General features: G+C 41.4%; 19 protein-coding genes, 1 tRNA gene and 1 other RNA gene. 4 read left to right on the forward strand and 17 right to left on the reverse strand.

The features are described 5' to 3' along the window. Positions 1 to 2: 2 nt before the first annotated feature. The 7 genes from JZO70_RS04040 to JZO70_RS04070 all read right to left on the reverse strand — a co-directional run bounded on the left by JZO70_RS04040 (position 3) and on the right by JZO70_RS04070 (position 6663). Positions 3 to 557, reverse strand: coding sequence for an RnfABCDGE type electron transport complex subunit G (locus tag JZO70_RS04040; protein WP_207672264.1), 555 nt, complete (start codon positions 555 to 557; stop codon positions 3 to 5). Beyond that, the gene (locus tag JZO70_RS04045) at positions 554 to 1495 is read right to left on the reverse strand and encodes an RnfABCDGE type electron transport complex subunit D (protein WP_207672265.1); all 942 of its coding nucleotides are present in this window, start codon (positions 1493 to 1495) and stop codon (positions 554 to 556) included. The genes JZO70_RS04040 and JZO70_RS04045 overlap by 4 nt, the downstream gene beginning before the upstream one ends. Next, the gene (gene rsxC, locus JZO70_RS04050; protein ID WP_207672266.1) at positions 1492 to 2817 is read right to left on the reverse strand and encodes an electron transport complex subunit RsxC; all 1326 of its coding nucleotides are present in this window, start codon (positions 2815 to 2817) and stop codon (positions 1492 to 1494) included. The genes JZO70_RS04045 and rsxC overlap by 4 nt, the downstream gene beginning before the upstream one ends. A gap of 431 nt (positions 2818 to 3248) precedes the next feature. Further along, complete coding sequence (locus JZO70_RS04055) at positions 3249 to 3884, reverse strand: TIGR01906 family membrane protein (RefSeq protein WP_207672267.1); 636 nt, start codon at positions 3882 to 3884, stop codon at positions 3249 to 3251. After that, complete coding sequence (locus tag JZO70_RS04060) at positions 3877 to 4647, reverse strand: TIGR01457 family HAD-type hydrolase (protein ID WP_207672268.1); 771 nt, start codon at positions 4645 to 4647, stop codon at positions 3877 to 3879. The genes JZO70_RS04055 and JZO70_RS04060 overlap by 8 nt, the downstream gene beginning before the upstream one ends. A gap of 5 nt (positions 4648 to 4652) precedes the next feature. Continuing rightward, positions 4653 to 5246 carry a YutD family protein gene (locus tag JZO70_RS04065; RefSeq protein WP_207672269.1) on the reverse strand — a complete coding sequence of 198 codons (594 nt, stop codon included), beginning with the start codon at positions 5244 to 5246 and terminating at the stop codon, positions 4653 to 4655. Between the two features lie 34 nt (positions 5247 to 5280). Then, complete coding sequence (locus JZO70_RS04070; protein ID WP_207672270.1) at positions 5281 to 6663, reverse strand: bifunctional metallophosphatase/5'-nucleotidase; 1383 nt, start codon at positions 6661 to 6663, stop codon at positions 5281 to 5283. An 84-nt stretch (positions 6664 to 6747) separates the two neighbouring features. On the opposite strand from JZO70_RS04070, the gene JZO70_RS04075 reads away from it, so the two are divergent. Further along, the gene (locus JZO70_RS04075; protein ID WP_207672271.1) at positions 6748 to 7203 is read left to right on the forward strand and encodes a methylated-DNA--[protein]-cysteine S-methyltransferase; all 456 of its coding nucleotides are present in this window, start codon (positions 6748 to 6750) and stop codon (positions 7201 to 7203) included. A 40-nt stretch (positions 7204 to 7243) separates the two neighbouring features. Here JZO70_RS04075 and JZO70_RS04080 read toward each other — a convergent pair. The 4 genes from JZO70_RS04080 to JZO70_RS04095 all read right to left on the reverse strand — a co-directional run bounded on the left by JZO70_RS04080 (position 7244) and on the right by JZO70_RS04095 (position 10030). Beyond that, positions 7244 to 7327: transfer RNA gene (locus tag JZO70_RS04080), tRNA-Leu, on the reverse strand. 70 nt (positions 7328 to 7397) lie between these two features. Beyond that, positions 7398 to 8588, reverse strand: coding sequence for an AI-2E family transporter (locus tag JZO70_RS04085; RefSeq protein WP_207672272.1), 1191 nt, complete (start codon positions 8586 to 8588; stop codon positions 7398 to 7400). Between the two features lie 72 nt (positions 8589 to 8660). After that, a complete protein-coding gene (locus JZO70_RS04090) occupies positions 8661 to 9143 on the reverse strand; it encodes an LURP-one-related/scramblase family protein (protein ID WP_207672273.1) in 483 nt (160 codons plus the stop codon). After that, positions 9140 to 10030, reverse strand: a complete 891-nt coding sequence (locus tag JZO70_RS04095; RefSeq protein WP_207672274.1) for an SPFH domain-containing protein — start codon at positions 10028 to 10030, stop codon at positions 9140 to 9142. The genes JZO70_RS04090 and JZO70_RS04095 overlap by 4 nt, the downstream gene beginning before the upstream one ends. Before the next feature lie 331 nt (positions 10031 to 10361). Here JZO70_RS04095 and JZO70_RS04100 point away from each other — a divergent pair, with 331 nt between their 5' ends. Further along, the gene (locus tag JZO70_RS04100) at positions 10362 to 11492 is read left to right on the forward strand and encodes an AI-2E family transporter (RefSeq protein ID WP_207672275.1); all 1131 of its coding nucleotides are present in this window, start codon (positions 10362 to 10364) and stop codon (positions 11490 to 11492) included. Positions 11493 to 11570: 78 nt separating this feature from the next. Here JZO70_RS04100 and JZO70_RS04105 read toward each other — a convergent pair whose 3' ends face one another. The 3 genes from JZO70_RS04105 to tadA all read right to left on the reverse strand — a co-directional run bounded on the left by JZO70_RS04105 (position 11571) and on the right by tadA (position 12839). Continuing rightward, positions 11571 to 12077, reverse strand: coding sequence for a hypothetical protein (locus JZO70_RS04105; protein ID WP_207672276.1), 507 nt, complete (start codon positions 12075 to 12077; stop codon positions 11571 to 11573). Between the two features lie 136 nt (positions 12078 to 12213). Beyond that, positions 12214 to 12300: signal recognition particle sRNA small type (ffs, locus tag JZO70_RS04110), an RNA gene on the reverse strand. A 26-nt stretch (positions 12301 to 12326) separates the two neighbouring features. Beyond that, positions 12327 to 12839 carry a tRNA adenosine(34) deaminase TadA gene (gene tadA, locus JZO70_RS04115; RefSeq protein ID WP_207672335.1) on the reverse strand — a complete coding sequence of 171 codons (513 nt, stop codon included), beginning with the start codon at positions 12837 to 12839 and terminating at the stop codon, positions 12327 to 12329. Between the two features lie 131 nt (positions 12840 to 12970). Between tadA and JZO70_RS04120 the strand changes: the two genes are divergently transcribed. After that, a complete protein-coding gene (locus tag JZO70_RS04120) occupies positions 12971 to 13357 on the forward strand; it encodes a YxeA family protein (RefSeq protein WP_207672277.1) in 387 nt (128 codons plus the stop codon). Between the two features lie 79 nt (positions 13358 to 13436). Here JZO70_RS04120 and JZO70_RS04125 read toward each other — a convergent pair whose 3' ends face one another. Beyond that, on the reverse strand, positions 13437 to 13775 hold the full coding sequence (locus JZO70_RS04125) for a hypothetical protein (protein WP_207672278.1): 339 nt from the start codon (positions 13773 to 13775) through the stop codon (positions 13437 to 13439). Between the two features lie 139 nt (positions 13776 to 13914). On the opposite strand from JZO70_RS04125, the gene JZO70_RS04130 reads away from it, so the two are divergent. Beyond that, positions 13915 to 14403, forward strand: coding sequence for a GNAT family N-acetyltransferase (locus tag JZO70_RS04130; RefSeq protein WP_207672279.1), 489 nt, complete (start codon positions 13915 to 13917; stop codon positions 14401 to 14403). A 32-nt stretch (positions 14404 to 14435) separates the two neighbouring features. Here the strand turns inward: JZO70_RS04130 and JZO70_RS04135 are convergent, their stop codons facing one another. After that, complete coding sequence (locus JZO70_RS04135) at positions 14436 to 15143, reverse strand: zinc metallopeptidase (protein ID WP_207672280.1); 708 nt, start codon at positions 15141 to 15143, stop codon at positions 14436 to 14438. A gap of 84 nt (positions 15144 to 15227) precedes the next feature. After that, a complete protein-coding gene (locus JZO70_RS04140; protein ID WP_207672281.1) occupies positions 15228 to 15563 on the reverse strand; it encodes a zinc ribbon domain-containing protein YjdM in 336 nt (111 codons plus the stop codon). Between the last annotated feature and the right edge of the window lie 81 nt (positions 15564 to 15644).

The raw sequence follows: 15644 nt of genomic DNA on the forward strand, positions 1-15644 counted from the left end.
CTTTAGTTTTCCGAAGCAGTCACTTGTTCAAAAAGAACGAGTGCTTCTTCTACCGATTTTGCTACAGCATTTGAAGATTTTGTCGCTCCCGTGACAGCTTCGACTTGATTTTCAGCGGGCTCGTTTTTCACGACCTCTGGAAATCCAGTCAGTCCCGAAAACTGATCAACAAAATCTTTCCTTGTGACATTTTGTCCTAAACCAGGGGTTTCATTGGATGCATCCAAAATATCGATTCCCACGATTTCTCCATCTGACACAGCGCTCATGACACTCACATCACTGCCGTAACCGTAAGCCTGGGTGACAAAAAGATAGCCTACAGTCTCACCTGATGCATCCAGCGCTTTAAAGGCTTGATTTCCGCCTGTGACATCTACTTCCTCAAATTCATCAGCTTTAATCAGCTGACTCATCACAGTTTGGGTTTGCTCCCACTCTTGTTGAGCAATTCGTTCTTTAAAAACGGAACGAGTCCCAGCAACTGCAAAAGTAACAACTAAACATATGATAAAAAGGCAAAGGGCATCTGAAAAGACCACTTTCGATTGTTTCATTTTGCTTTCGCCTCCTCACCAAAGACTTTCGGAATCGTCAAATTCTCAATGTGAGGAACTAAAATATTCATTAATAAGATTGCGTAAGAAACACCTTCAGGAAGTGCGGCAAAGAAACGAATTAAAATCGTGACAATCCCACAACCAACTCCGAAAATAACCTTGCCCTTTCTGGTAATCGGTGAAGTTGTATAATCGGTGGCCATAAAAATAGCTCCCAGCATTAACCCGCCAGACATCATTTGATAAAGTGGATTGGCACCTAGTAAAGTGCCTAAAACCGCAACAGTACCTATGAAACAAAGAGGAATGATTGGTGAGATTACTTTACGTGCAATTAAATAGACTCCCCCAATAAGCAAAGCCAGTGTACAGGTCTCGCCTAGGCTTCCTGCCCTTACTCCTAAGAACATATCCATCAGTGAGGGGATAGCTTGACCTGTTTGGACAGCTGAAAAATAGGTAGCCGAAGAAACCACATCCGATCCTACCATCATATAATCCATTGGAGGCTGCCAAGTGTTCATCTGAGAAGCAAAGGACATCAAAAGTACAATGCGGGCAGTAATAGCCGGATTGACGAAGTTTTGTCCCACACCGCCAAAAAATTCCTTCACGATTATGATTGCAATCGCCCCACCTAAAGCCGCCATCCAAAATGGCAAGGTAACTGGGAGATTCAGCGCCAATAAGATACCCGTAACAACCGCGGTTAAATTTTTGATTGTATCCGGCCGCTTCAAGATTTTTCTAGTTAAATATTCACTTAGTACACAGGCTGCAACAGTTACTAAAATCAACATAAGTGCTCGAAAGCCAAAAATAATGGTGGAAGCAATGACTGCCGGAAGCAAAGCAATAATCACATCTAGCATAATATTGCGGCTGCTTCGTCCACAGTGCAGATGCGGCGAGATAGAAACTGGTAATTTGTTCATTTCGCTGCCTCTCTTTCTAATAGTTTTGCTTGTTTCATGGATTGTACTAAGCGGCGGCCAGCCGGACAGACATAGGAACAACAGCCGCATTCCATGCATGCAGATACATTCAGCTTCTTCAATCCTTCTACATCATTGTTCCGTGTGCATCGTTCAATTTGAACCGGCAGTAACGACATCGGACAAGCAGTCACACAGCGACCACAACGAATACACGGAGATTCTTCAGGCAAGCCTTGTGCCTCCGAGATAAGAGTGATGGCATTGGTTTGTTTCGTGATGGGCAAATCCATAGAATATTGGGAAATACCCATCATTGGTCCACCTAAGATGACTTTACTTGGCTCTTCGATCAATCCGCCGCAGAATTTTACGACATCACTGATTGGCGTACCGATGGGTACCACCACATTTTTGGGTGTCGCAATATTCCCATCTACAGTAATTCTTTTCGTGATCAACGGAACACCCGTCTCAAGGTATTCTTGCAAGCGGGAAATTGTTGAGATATTCATGATTAAACAGCCTACTTCAGAAGGAAGTTTGCCAGGTGGGATTTTCCGGCCGGTTGTCGCATAGACAAGCATTTTTTCTGCTCCTTGAGGATATAAGGATGGAATCTCCATCACATCGATCGTCGGATCAAGATCTGCCAACTCATTCAAGCGATCCCGCAAAATTTGCAGCCCTTTTGGTTTATTGCTTTCGATCCCTACTACACCATGGGGAATGTTTAAATGCTTCATGACTACTTGCATCCCGGCAATAATCCGCTCAGGATATTCCAGACTTTCGCGATAATCTGAAGTGATAAAGGGCTCGCATTCTGCTCCGTTGATCACCAATGTATCAATCGGTGTTTCATCTTTGACAGCAAGTTTTACATGCAGTGGAAAACCAGCCCCACCAATCCCTACTAAGCCACTGTTTCTGGCGGCTTTCAATAGATCTTCTTTGGAATCGATAGGAACTGGTCCATGCTCCTCAACTTTTGTATCCAATCCGTCATTTACGATATGAATAGCATCACACATCTGCCCATTTGATAATTGCACAGGTTTTATTGCCTTTACCTTGCCAGAAACTGACGCATGAATCGGCGCCGATACGAAGGCCTCCGAATCTCCAATTACTTGACCGACTGAGACAATCTCCCTTGCCTTGATTGTCGGTTTGCAGGGTCCCCCAATATGCTGTTGCAATGGAATAATCACCATTTCGGGCGGGGTAATTATAACGCTTTCAACTTCTGCAGTATTTTTATTGTGGGGAACTCTGACACCTCCTTTGAACTTTGCAATTGCTTTAACCAATGTTTCCATACACAATCCCCCTTGTAATAAGAAGAGCGCCACGATCTCTTTTCAAGTTCGTGAAGCTAGACCTCAATATTGCTGATAAACTAATATTTGTACTTGTGAAATACTTATCATTCCATTACCAAAATAGAATAAGAACACGATTCGTGCTTGTTATTATTATAACCTTATATTAAGCCCTTTCACAATCCATTTAAGTGAGAATCGTTCTTAATCAAATTGAAAATCGAGGCATTATATAGAACTTTTCCAGTGAAAAATAAAACATTTGCCCAACTTTTTATAAAAATGAGGGTGGCAAATATTGCGGGATTCCCTTTACCGTTTAAACTACAACAGACGTAGGAGAGGTTTATTTGACAAAAAAAAGTGCATTTAACGTTTAGTTAAAATACACTTTTTTAAACTATTCTTTTTTCAGCAGCTCCGAGAAATCAAGCTTTTTTCAATTCATGTTTTCCGATCAAAACTTGCAGAATAAAAAGAACTTCCAATAAAACGAAAAACAGCAGGAAGCTATGAAGGAAAAATTCTTCTGGCAACACGTTGATAATAGGATCCGTTGCTGGATTGAAAATCCACGCGTCATTGTTGAAGAATACGCCATGAAACGCTACAAAAAAGCGGTCAAAGCCCATTGCCATCACAACTGCCACAACTAAGGGCACGACCACCGCAACTTGAAACGGCTGGATCATTGTCCAAAGTCTTTCTCGCTTAACTAAATGTCTTAAATAAACAATGCTTGGAATTAAACTAACCAGCAGCACACCATAATTTAGTATAAACAGGCGTTTAACCTCATAAAAATGAAACGCACCGCTGGCCGACACTGGGAAATCAGTCATCTGCAACTCACTAACCCAAGGTGTGTTCAAATAATGCATTAACTGCCCAAAATTGGCTAACAATTCCTTTTCTGACAAGGTTGTATAGCTCAATAAATCTAACTGTTGAACATCCCATTGATACAGCCAACGCGCATTGATAGTTAAAGTGATCGCTAATGTCAGCAAAGTGAGAATCCAGCATACTAGGCCGGCTCGCTCCAGCCACAGCTGCTTACGCATCAAAATCCCACTCATCCAGGGAGTCGACAATATAAGTTGGGGGATCTGGCAGAGTTGGTACATCTGATTTTTGCGTGAAGCCGGAAAGAACCAATAATGAATCGATCCCGTTATCAATACCGGCACGAATATCCGTTAAATAGTTGTCCCCTACCATCACTACTTCGGATTTATTCAATCCTAAAAGCGCCACTGCCTTATCCATAATAACTGCTTCAGGTTTTCCAATGTAGGTTGCCTTTTGCTGGGTAGAAGTTTCTAAAAAGGCAATTATCGAACCGGCGCCGGGCAATAATCCCCGTTCAGTAGGAATGTTTTTATCTGGATTAGTACCGATAAACATTGCACCTTTTTGAATCGCTAAAGTTGCGGTAACGAATTTTTCATAAGTTACTTCATTATCTAGGCCTGCCACTACATAATCTGGTGCAGTTTCATCCCATTCAAAGCCCGCGTCCAAAATAGGGTCTCTTAATCCAGGTTCGCCAATGATGTAAACTTTCTTACCTTTATTGGCATCCTTCATAAAATCAATCGTCGCTAAAGTCGCTGTATACACCGTGTCAGCTGTGACATGAATATCAAATTCATCGGCTAAACGAGCTGCGACTGTCTCTGGGGATTTCGTCGTATTATTCGTCAGAAATCGGAAGGGAATCTCACGCTCTTGTAATTGTTCAACAAAACGCCGTCCGGCTGGGATAGGTTCCTTTCCTAGATAAATCGTGCCATCTAAATCAATCAAATAACCTTTGTATTTCATGAGGCTTACTCTTCTCTTTGTCGAATAACGAAGCGACCGTCATCTTCTTTGGTCTTCATCGTTGTTTCTTTTTTCGGTTTGCGGTTTTTAATAACCGGTTTTTTCTTGGCTGTTTCTTTAACTGGCACTTTTTTCTCTTCAATGTGTGCCTGGTTAGGATTGCGGCGTGGTTTTTTGCGTTTTTTGCGGTTGCTGTTTTGACGTTTGCCGCCGACCCGCTCAATCACAAAATAGGCACAGCCGAAGTTGCAATATTCATATAAGTAATCTTCTAATGTATCAATACGTTGTTCAGGATTGCTTTTGCGATCGTCCGCCCGGAAAAAGCCCTTTAAGCGTAATTGATCGTAGCCCCAATCACCGACAATATAATCATAACGAGTGAGCACCTCGCTAAAGCGTTCGCCTAATCGTTCAGCATCAAAGCCTTCGCGATAATCTACCGCTATCCGGTATTGGCGTTCACCGATCAATAGGTTCGTCTCGTCTACTCGTGTGACAAGCTCCCCTTTTTTCTTTTCTTCAGCGGGGGCCTCGACGATTTCTTCCAACGCTTCTGTCACTTCTTCAGTCACAGTTTTCTTTTCTTTAGTTGTCATCGTTTCACCACCTGTTTGATATTATACCTTGTTTTTATTGGATTGGATAGTGAGCTTTTAGATAGTCCCCCAGCACACTGCGAATAAACTCAGGAAATAGGAACTCATATTCACCTGCAATTTCAATTGTTGGAAAGAAAGGCAGGACCATATAGTGGTCCACCGTAGCCAGTGTATACTTGGCTGTCGGGTCAACTGGCTCGCCTAACCAGCAAACTTTGCGGTTTACTGGATCATAAGAAAGTCCTTCGTAAACCAAATGACCAAAGACTTTTCCTCTAAAGCCCATTCCGATCACTGGGAAATTAATCAAGAAATGACGATTTTTTTCCATCTCTAAGATTAAACGGATCAACTCATTTCCTGGCAACGTCACCTTGATCAAATGCATTGGATGAGGCAAGGCCGTGTGCAGTTGATCCTGATTAACAATCCCTTCAGGAATATCCTCTAAAAATAGGCCTGAATTCAAAATAGCCACGTCTGTTCCAGCTTTTTCTTTTACTGCGTGCAGTGCATACTCAATCATCGGATGCTCGGCATGGACATCGGCACTCATACTAAAGGGCATATCAGCCACAGCTTTTTCTGCCAGCAAACGGTGACCTTCAGCCAAGTAGCCGTCAATTTCCACTTGATCCTCAGGCAGCTCCAGCATTTTTTCCGTCGCATACGTATGAGCGGAAGTTCGAACGATTTTGTGCTGATCATCTACATAGATGTGTACTTCACCAACATAATAACCATATTTACCAGCAGCTGCGATTTGTACGTCATTAACGACTTCTCCCCGTTCAAACAAATGATGAGTGTGTGAGCCTAAAATGACATCAATCTCTGGCTGTGCGCGAGCAATATGACGGTCAGCACTAATTCCTAAGTGACTCATTAAAACCAAGACATCCACCTGTGGACGTAAACGAGCGACTAAATCTGGTAAAATATCCTCCACTTGACGAATATCCCAGCCGTTGGGACTGTAAGTTAACGGGAAGGGGGCGGTAAAAGCAATCAATCCAACCTTCGTTCCATTCTTAGTGGTAATGATTTTAGAAGCCTGTGACCAAACAGGCGGTTGCAGGGTTTGCTTGTCAAACAAATTATCCAGCAACACATCAAAATTTGCCTGATCATATAAATGATTCAGATCATCCTTAGAATTGCCTACTCCTTCATTGTTGCCAATCGTTGCGGCGTCGTAACCAATGTCATTCATCAACAGCACACTAGCCTGTCCATCGGTAGCTTCTGTTAGTGGATGCCAACGGTCAACAAAATCTCCCAGATCAACAGTAATTACTTCTTGGTCAGCCTGTTGATTTTCTTGCTGACGGGTATGCAAAAATCGCCGAATTTTAGGCCAATTTTCTAGATGTGAATGCAGATCATTCGTATGTAGAAGAATAATTTTTTCCATAATTTCGCTTCTCTCTTACCAGTTTTGTTGGTTCTATAGTACCATATTCCTATATTATTTAACGGATTGGAGGCATTAAACAAAATGAAATTTGATACTTCTTTAGGCCCGCTCTGGCTGGATGCCAACGAAAAAGCGTTGACGGCTGTTTCTTATCATGAGATACCGGAATCAAAAATGGCCAATCCTACTATATTAAAGCAAGCGAAGGAAGAAATCCTAGCCTTCTTGGCAGGTGAACTAAAAATCTTTACAGTTCCTTATGAGCTTTCTTATGGGACTACTTTCCAACAGGAAGTCTGGCAAGCTTTGTCACAAATTCCTTACGGCGAGACACTTAATTATCAGGAAGTCGCTAAAAAGATCGGCCGACCACAGGCAGTACGAGCGATCGGACAAGCCAATCGTAGAAATCCTTTGCCGATTATCATTCCTTGTCACCGAGTGATTGGGAAAAATGGTCAGTTGACTGGTTACTCAGGCTCAAGCCCTGAAGGATTAATGGTCAAACAGCAGCTTTTAGATCTGGAACAACTATAGAAAAAACTCCGAATCTCATAAAAGATTCGGAGTTTTTTTATGCGGCCGAGAAGACTCGAACTTCCACGGTATTTCTACCACTAGCGCCTGAAGCTAGCGCGTCTGCCAATTCCGCCACGACCGCATGAATCTAGAGTAAAACAAAGACGGAAATTTTGCAATGATTTTTTCCTTCATAAACGAAACAAAATGGATTAGTCGTTGATATACTCATCTTGAGAAAACTCAGTGTCTTCGTATTCGCCGTCGTCTTTACCGTAAAATCGATTATAGCGTTGTTTAAATTTCCGGAATAAGAAGACACCAAATGCTTTGATTACTGCGTAAGTTGGTACGCCGAAAACTAGGCCGAACAGACCGAACAAGTTTCCCATTACTAGTAGCACCAATACGATTGTTACCGGGTGAACCCGTAATTGTTCTCCCAGTACTTTCGGTTCAATCACGTTGCCATTTAGTACCTGCTCCACAATCCAGACAACGATTAAAGCCAGCAGCATTTGGAAAGATTCTAATAGTGCAATCACTGCGCAGGGAATAAAGGCAATGAACGGGCCGATGTAAGGAATAAATGACGTAATAGTGACTAATACTGCCAATGGCATTGCATAAGGCATCCCGATGATCAGAAAGCCCACAAACACAATTACCCCATTTGCTAACGCAACAATGAATTGCCCCTTCAAATAATTCCCAACCTGGATATCGAGAATCCCGCCAAGCTCGTTGGCATCATCACGAAATTTCGGCGGCATCAGTTTTAAAAAGTAATGCTTAAACTTTCTTACATCCTTTAATAAGAAGAAGGTAATAATTGGTGCCGTCAGCATAATGACGAAAAAGCCGCTGAGGGTAGAGAAGATATTACCTACAAAGTACTGAATATCTCCTAACGATTCTGACAGCGTTGCAATTACCTGGGCAACAACGTCTTCTAACGAACCAAAAATATCTTGAGCCGGCTCTTCGAACATCGTTCCAGCAACAAAATTTTGAACAGTGGCTTCAAAGTTAGCCACATGCTGCGGAAAATCGTTAATCAGGCTGGCAGTTTGGCTGTACATTTTCGGCACCGCCCATATGCCGAAAGTAGCAAGAAGCATTATCAGCACCATTCCAATTCCGATAATAGTATAGAGTCGCTTTACCCCTTTTCTTTCAAAGAAACTCACAATCGGTTCTAATAGGTAGTAGAAAATGAGGGCCAGTAAAACTGGTGCAAAAATCGTTCCTAGAATAATGCCTATTGGTTCAAAGATAAATCGTACTAGATAGAATACAAAAATCAATGCCCCTAACAGCACTCCAGCAATTAAAGTAAAAATAAGATTACGGCCGCCGATAAATTCAATCCAGCGGGTCATTTTTGTCGAAGGTCGTTCCATTTCATCAAATCCTTTTTCTTTTATTGTAACGAAACAACGACTTTCTCACAAAAAAAAGGCCTATGACAGGCCTTAACCATTAGAACTTTCATCTTCTTTTACTCGATCGATGGCAATGACTAAAGAAATTACCAGGTGCTCATAGGCTTCATCAAGGATTGTTACTTCATAAGTATCGCCCCAAGAAACCCAGCGTTTGTTAATATCGGCAATCTTGCGTCCGTTTCTTTCAACAATAAAATCCATGTCCCACCAATTGCCATCAACACTAACCCCATCAGCGTCAATGGAATAGTGAGCTTTTAAAAAGGTTAGATGTTTGGAAATCTCGATCATATCTTGACCGTCAATCTCCACAAAGAACTTTGGCAGCAGACTAATCGTCTTTTTAGTGATTTTGCTAATCTCCCGGCCTTGTTCATCTTCAACGCGAAATGTTTTCGGGATTTTCATGAAGCTGCCTTCTACATAGTAACGGGGATTTTGCTGCTCATCGGTGACGGTAAATTTTTCGCCGATGCTAAAGACCTTTTGTTTGATATACAGTTTTCTCATTTATTGCCTCCTGTCTTGGAGTTGTCGCTCATATCTCCAGTGTTGATAACCGGCTGGGTGCCTTTATCAGTAATGATTGAAACCAGTAAATTATTAATCAATTGCACTTTACGATCGTCGGTAAATTGAATATCCTGTCCATCTTCAATTTGTTCCAAAGCCATTTGAGTCATCGTCACGGCTCCTTCTACAATTGTTTGACGAGCGGATAGGATCGCCCGGGCTTGTTGACGCTGCAGCATAGCATTGGCAATTTCCGTTGCATAGGCTAAATGGTTCAGGCGAGTCTCAATGACTTCTACTCCGGCAATTGCTAAGCGTTCTTGCAATTCTATCGCTAGTTCTTCAGAAACTTTTGTTGTATTGCCTCGCAAAGTTAAATCACCTTCGCTGAACGTGTCATAGGGGTACTGAGAAGCAATATGTCGGATAGCAGTCTCACTCTGAATCTCGACGAAATCCAAATAGTAGTCTACATCAAACAAGGCTTTAGCGGTATCAACGACTTTGTAAACCACGACTGCTGAAATTTCAATCGGGTTGCCGTCAGAATCGTTAACCTTCAACAGCGAACTGTTGAAGTTGCGAACCTTCATGGATATTTTTATTTTTTGCGTTAAGGGCATGGTGACAAACAAGCCATTTTCTTTGATTGTACCGACATATTTCCCAAAAAACAGAACGGCTTTGGCTTGATTAGGACTCACAATCGTTAACGAGCTGATAAACAAAAAGGATATCCCCCACAATACGACAGCTAATGCAACCAATCCGATACTATCACGGGTACTTCCCAGCAAAACAAACCAAACACCAGCAATAATAATCAAGACTAGTACAAGTAAGGCCAAATAGCCATTTACATAAAAAGCTTTTTTCTCTTTCAAATAAAACACCTCCAAAGGGTTTCTTACAGTTTACTCCTTACAAAAGACAGATTCAATAAAATTACTAATAGCTAAGAAAGGCTTTGGAAAATGGCACATTTTTAGAACAATACGACAAAATTTTTGCTCATTGCTGACTAAGCAGATCTGTGAGACCGGACACCAAGACTGCTGTGAAGACAAGCTTGCCAAGCGTGAAGGAATTATACTTAATTAAACAATGAAAAACTGATGGAAAGCTTCCCGAACTTTTTCTTTAATTTCTTAAAAAAATATTTTTTCGCTGCTGAATTAATGATAAGATGGAGCCATCATGTAAAAGGAGGCTCCTATGCTATCACGTTTCAAATATTCGAAACTGTTCTTTTGGACCGCCGAAATCGTCTTGACGATTATCGGGATTTATTTTGTTTTACAGATGCCCAATATCTTTGAGCCCGTTTTGGGTATGCTCTCAGCAGTCGTACTGCCATTATTAGTCGCAGGATTTCTTTACTATATGTTCGATCCCATCGTCGTATTTTTAGAAAAACGCGGCATGCCTCGTGTTTTTGGCTTTTTGATTTCTTTTGTTGTCATTGCCATTATTATTGTTTTGGCTGCCATGAATGTGGTGCCGCAATTGATTGAGCAAACGGTTCAGTTAACGCAGAACTTGCCATTATATGCAGAAGAAACCGGAAAATGGATTAGTGATTTAGCCCAAAGAGATGAATTTAGAAATTTTAACATAGAGGAGCAATTGGCTTCTGCCAATATCACTATCAATAATCTGATTAACTTAGCGATTGTTAGTGTGACTTCCAGCTTGTCGCGGATTGTTGGTGTTGCCATGCAATTCTTTGTCTTACTGTTTACAGTGCCGTTTATTTTAATCTTTATGTTCAAAGACGGACACAAGTTTCTGGATGCTATTTCGCAGTTTTTCCCATTAACAATTCGTAAAGAGCTGCGCCAAACTGTGCGGGAGCTGAATGAAACTTTGTCGGCTTATATTAGCAGTACCGTGTTGGATGCTTTTATCATTGGTATCCTGAGCTTTATTGCCATGACTATTTTCAAACAGCCCTATAGCTTATTGTTAGCTATCTTTTGTGGAGTAACGAATATTATTCCTTATGTAGGACCCTTCATCGGTGCGGTGCCAGCTGTAATTGTCGGCTTTTTCATCTCTCCGTTGCAGGCTTTGTATATGGGTCTTTCGATTTTGGTGATTCAGCAGTTGGATGGGAATCTGATTAAACCCTTGCTGTTTGGCAAGTCGTTGAACATTCACCCATTGACGATTATTTTAGTCTTAATCGGTGCGGGAAGTGTCGCAGGGATTGTGGGCATGCTGATTTGTATTCCAGTTTATGCCGTCATTAAGACGTTGATTATCAATATCCACAAAATTTATCACATTCGTCGCGAAAGCCAGTTGCTTAAAGACGATACCGATTCACCAACTAAATTGCTATAGCGATTTGATTGGCAAGTCAGCTCTGAATAAAAATAGTCCTTATGAAATCACTTGTGTGAATTCATAAGGACTATTTTTTTAGAAGCTTCCGTAGCAATCTTTGGAAATAATTTGTCCAGAATCTTTTTCGTAACGAATATAGATGGAGATGTATTCATCATCGGGCAGATCTTCTTCCCAAGTTGCTTCCACAATAGAGGGTTCCGTGGAAGTCCCCTTATTGGTGTAGGTTCTAGTCGGTGGACCGACAACTTCCAATAGTTCGCTGTAAGGATCACCATCCGAATAAGTTTCCATCGAAGTATCTTCTTCTTCATCATATTCGACATTGCTTGTTGCGACTTGAATATCTTCGTAAGTGGTACGATCCCAGTTTTTCATTTGATCAATGTAGTTTAATGCTTCCTCTTCATCCCAACCGACCTCTTCCTCGTAATCATAAGAAGCTACGGAGTCAGAAGCATTCAACAGGTCGCTATCGGAAATTGCTATTCCTAAAATAATCAGCACAATTCCTACTATTATACTTACATTCGGGTTTCTTCCTGACCAAGATTTCTTCTTGGGAGTTGCCTTCTTCATCATATAAGTCGCCCCTTCATTTTTCAGCTATCTTATCTAGCACTAATATCTTCAACTTCATAATAGTATAAGAAAAGCATGGATTGCAATGATTTTCGAAAAAAAAACAGGCCTCATCAGCCTGTTGAAAGATTCTTTAATTCATTTCAGACACATGCCGGATCCTGCTTAGTGCTGCTTCCTTCCAGATCTGACACAATTCACAAGCCCGACATTGTCCTAGCCTTTCGGCAAAAATTAGTATAACAAATTCTAGTCGCCTTGGCTAGTCTTTTTCATTTGTTTTTTCTTTTCCCGTAATTGACGGAAGAAATTAGTTAGTAATTGGCCGCAGGTTTCCTCTAATATACCACCTTCTACATAGGCACGGTGGTTGAAGCGTTCGTCGGTTAATAAGTTCATTAAAGTTCCAGCTGTTCCGCCTTTTGGATCGTAAGCACCAAAATAAACTTCTTCCACTCGCGATAAGATCATCGCTCCGCTGCACATGGGACAAGGCTCCAATGTGACAAATAATTGACACTCCTCCAACCGCCAGTTGTCCAGATCTTTACAGGCTTCTCGGATGGCAAACATCTCAGCATGACTGGTTGCGTCTTGACTATGTTCTCTAAGATTGTGCCCGCGACCAATAATTTCTTTCTTATATACGACAACAGCACCGATAGGAACTTCTGCAACGGCTTCCGCCTTTTGCGCTTCATGGATAGCCTCCTGCATATAATACGCTTTTTCTTCTTCTGTAAATGAACTGATTCGTTCCACGTTTTTCACCTCGGTTCCTACTTTAGCATATTTTGGGCTATTGTCAGTAAAAAAATTAGACAGACTCAGTCTAATGGCTGATTCAAAACAGTACTGCTATGCGTATGATAGTAGAATAAGGAGGGATTACAGTGAAAAAAAGCAGACGCATCGTCGTCGCTATTATGTTGATTTTGGTGTTTTTAGTACTAGTTGAGCCTAAAATGACCAAAAATCAAACCAATGATTGGGCTGCGATTGCTGACTTAGTAAATCCCTTTGTGAAAGTAGAAAAAGTTTATGTAAAAATAGAAGATCCTAAAGAACTTGTTCAATTAAGTAATAACTCTGATCATGCTGCTTATACTGCAACCAGCTACAACGATTGCGGACAACCAAGGAAAATTAGTTACCACGCAGATTACAAACCTGCTACTGGGCGCTACTTAGAGCTAACTGCTAAAGGGCAGAATGTTCGCAGCTGGAAAGAAGTTTTACCGGCTCAGGTACCAGTTGAAGCGCGGGATCGTTTGCGGTGAAACGCCAACAAATAATCCATAGAAAAAAACTCCGATCAATCTCAGTCATTACTACTGAATATTGATTGGAGTTTACTGCTTATTCGATTACATTGTCGACCATATTCATGATCTTATCTTTCAAATCATCTGTGGTTTCCTTGATTGAGTCACCATAGACTGATACACGTTTTTTTCCGTCCTTGATTTTCCCAAGGATACTCATCAGGTTATCTAAGTCCTCATCAGACAACTTATCAACAATAGTCATAATTTTATCACTACCGTCGAATTTATCATTCACAAATTTTTTCACTTTGTGACGATTAGACACATGGCGTGCTTTCTCTAAAACTTTGCCCGAGGCAATCACTGCTGTGGCAACGCTAGCTACCGCAATGACACTTACACCGATCTTGATTTTCGTTGCTCTTTTCATGGGTATCAGCTCCTTTATTTGCTAATTTAATCATACCATAATCTAAGGTCGAACAATAATAAGAACTCTCTTTTTGTTGGAGAGATTCTTGTATTTTCTCTCGGAATATTTGCTATACTGGAACAAAAAAGGAGCGCTTATGCAGATTCAACACTACCCTGATACCCATCCAAAATTCCAACTAGCTAAACATTACGGTCTGAAGCAATTGTCGACAGTCGATGGTGAGGGTATTATCGATGATGAAGCTTTTGACCTTTCCCAAGAAGTGTTTCTGGCAACTATAGATGATCAGATCGTAGGATTTTTATTAATAGCAGAAGATGGTTTGTTGGAAAAACTAGCGAAAGATAATTTGTTTGAGCCACAGTCTTTAGATGGCTTATTAATTCAACAGCTGTTTGTTGATCCAGCTTTTCGAAAGCAGGGAATTGCCAGCCAGTTGTTGAAGCGAGCGGAGCAGCTGCAGGAAGATTTGTTTCTTTATGTGAGTGATAAAAATCAGGTAGCCAAGAAATTCTATGCTCAAAAAGGATTTCAGGCAATTGGTGTCTACGAGGCTCCAAAACATAATGGGTTTACTGATTTCAAAGCTTACCTATTGAAAAAGCCCATAAAAAAACTGTAAACCTCTGAAATTGAAGGTTTACAGTTTTTTGTCTAGTTTCGATTGCGGTTGCCGCCGAATAGCATGATCAAGCGTAACAGCTGCAAGAAGGTAGCCAAGGCTGCGGCCACATAGGTTAAAGCTGCGGCGGTCAATACTTTACGAGCTGCTTGCAATTCATCTGTCTCCAGCATGTTGCCATCTCTAAGAATGGCTAATGCACGACGAGAGGCATCGAATTCTACTGGTAAAGTAACCAACTGGAACACTAAGGCCAATGAAAAAGCTGCGATTCCGATGTTAATTAAGGTAGCATTCCAACTCATAACAACCCCAATTAAAATAATTGGAAAAGCAATGGTTGAGCCAAAGTTTGCGACTGGTACAATCGCGTGACGAATCCTTAAAGGCAAATACCCTTTAGCATCCTGCACCGCGTGGCCGACTTCATGGGCCGCAACACCGATGGCTGCTACAGAAGTTGACTGCGCCGTTGCTTCTGACAAGCTGAGCATTTTGTTGCCGCTGTTGTAATTATCCGTTAAGTTCCCGGCAATTTGCTGCACACCAACATCATTGATTCCCTGATTTTGCAAAATGTATTGAGCAGCCCGTGTTCCGGTCAAGCCGTTGCGGCTGCGCATTTCGTCATATTTACGAAAAGTAGAGTTCACATAAGCGGAAGCTGCTCCACTGATCACTAATCCGAGGATAACCAAGAAGAATGTTGGATCGAAATAACCAAATCCATATCCGTACATACACATTTCCCCTATCTTATCTTTCTTACTATTAGTGTAACAGAAAGCGGTGAAAAAAGTATGAAGACCGCACTAAGAATCTTTCTAGAGCTTTTTAACGAATTCCGATTTTAGTTTCATGGGGCCAAAACCGTCTACTTTGCAGTCGATATTATGGTCGCCTTCCACCAGACGAATGTTTTTCACTTTGGTACCTTGTTTAATTGGGTTAGAAGCCCCTTTGACTTTTAAGTCTTTGATGACTGTGACGCTGTCGCCTTCTGCCAGCAGGTTGCCGTTGCTGTCTTTCACGACTAAGCCTTCTCCTTCTTCAGAAGATGCAGCTTCGTTCCATTCATGTCCACATTCTGGGCACACAAACATATTACGGTCCTCGTAAGTATATTCTGACTGACACATTGGGCAATTTGGTAATGACATAGTTTGTCTCCTTTTTTGGTTGATGCCTTATTTTAGCGAAAAAATAACCCTTTGAAAAGGGCATTCCCAGTGTTTTAGCAA

This window comes from Candidatus Enterococcus moelleringii (genome assembly GCF_017377575.1).
GTDB classification, from domain to species: domain Bacteria; phylum Bacillota; class Bacilli; order Lactobacillales; family Enterococcaceae; genus Enterococcus_A; species Enterococcus_A moelleringii.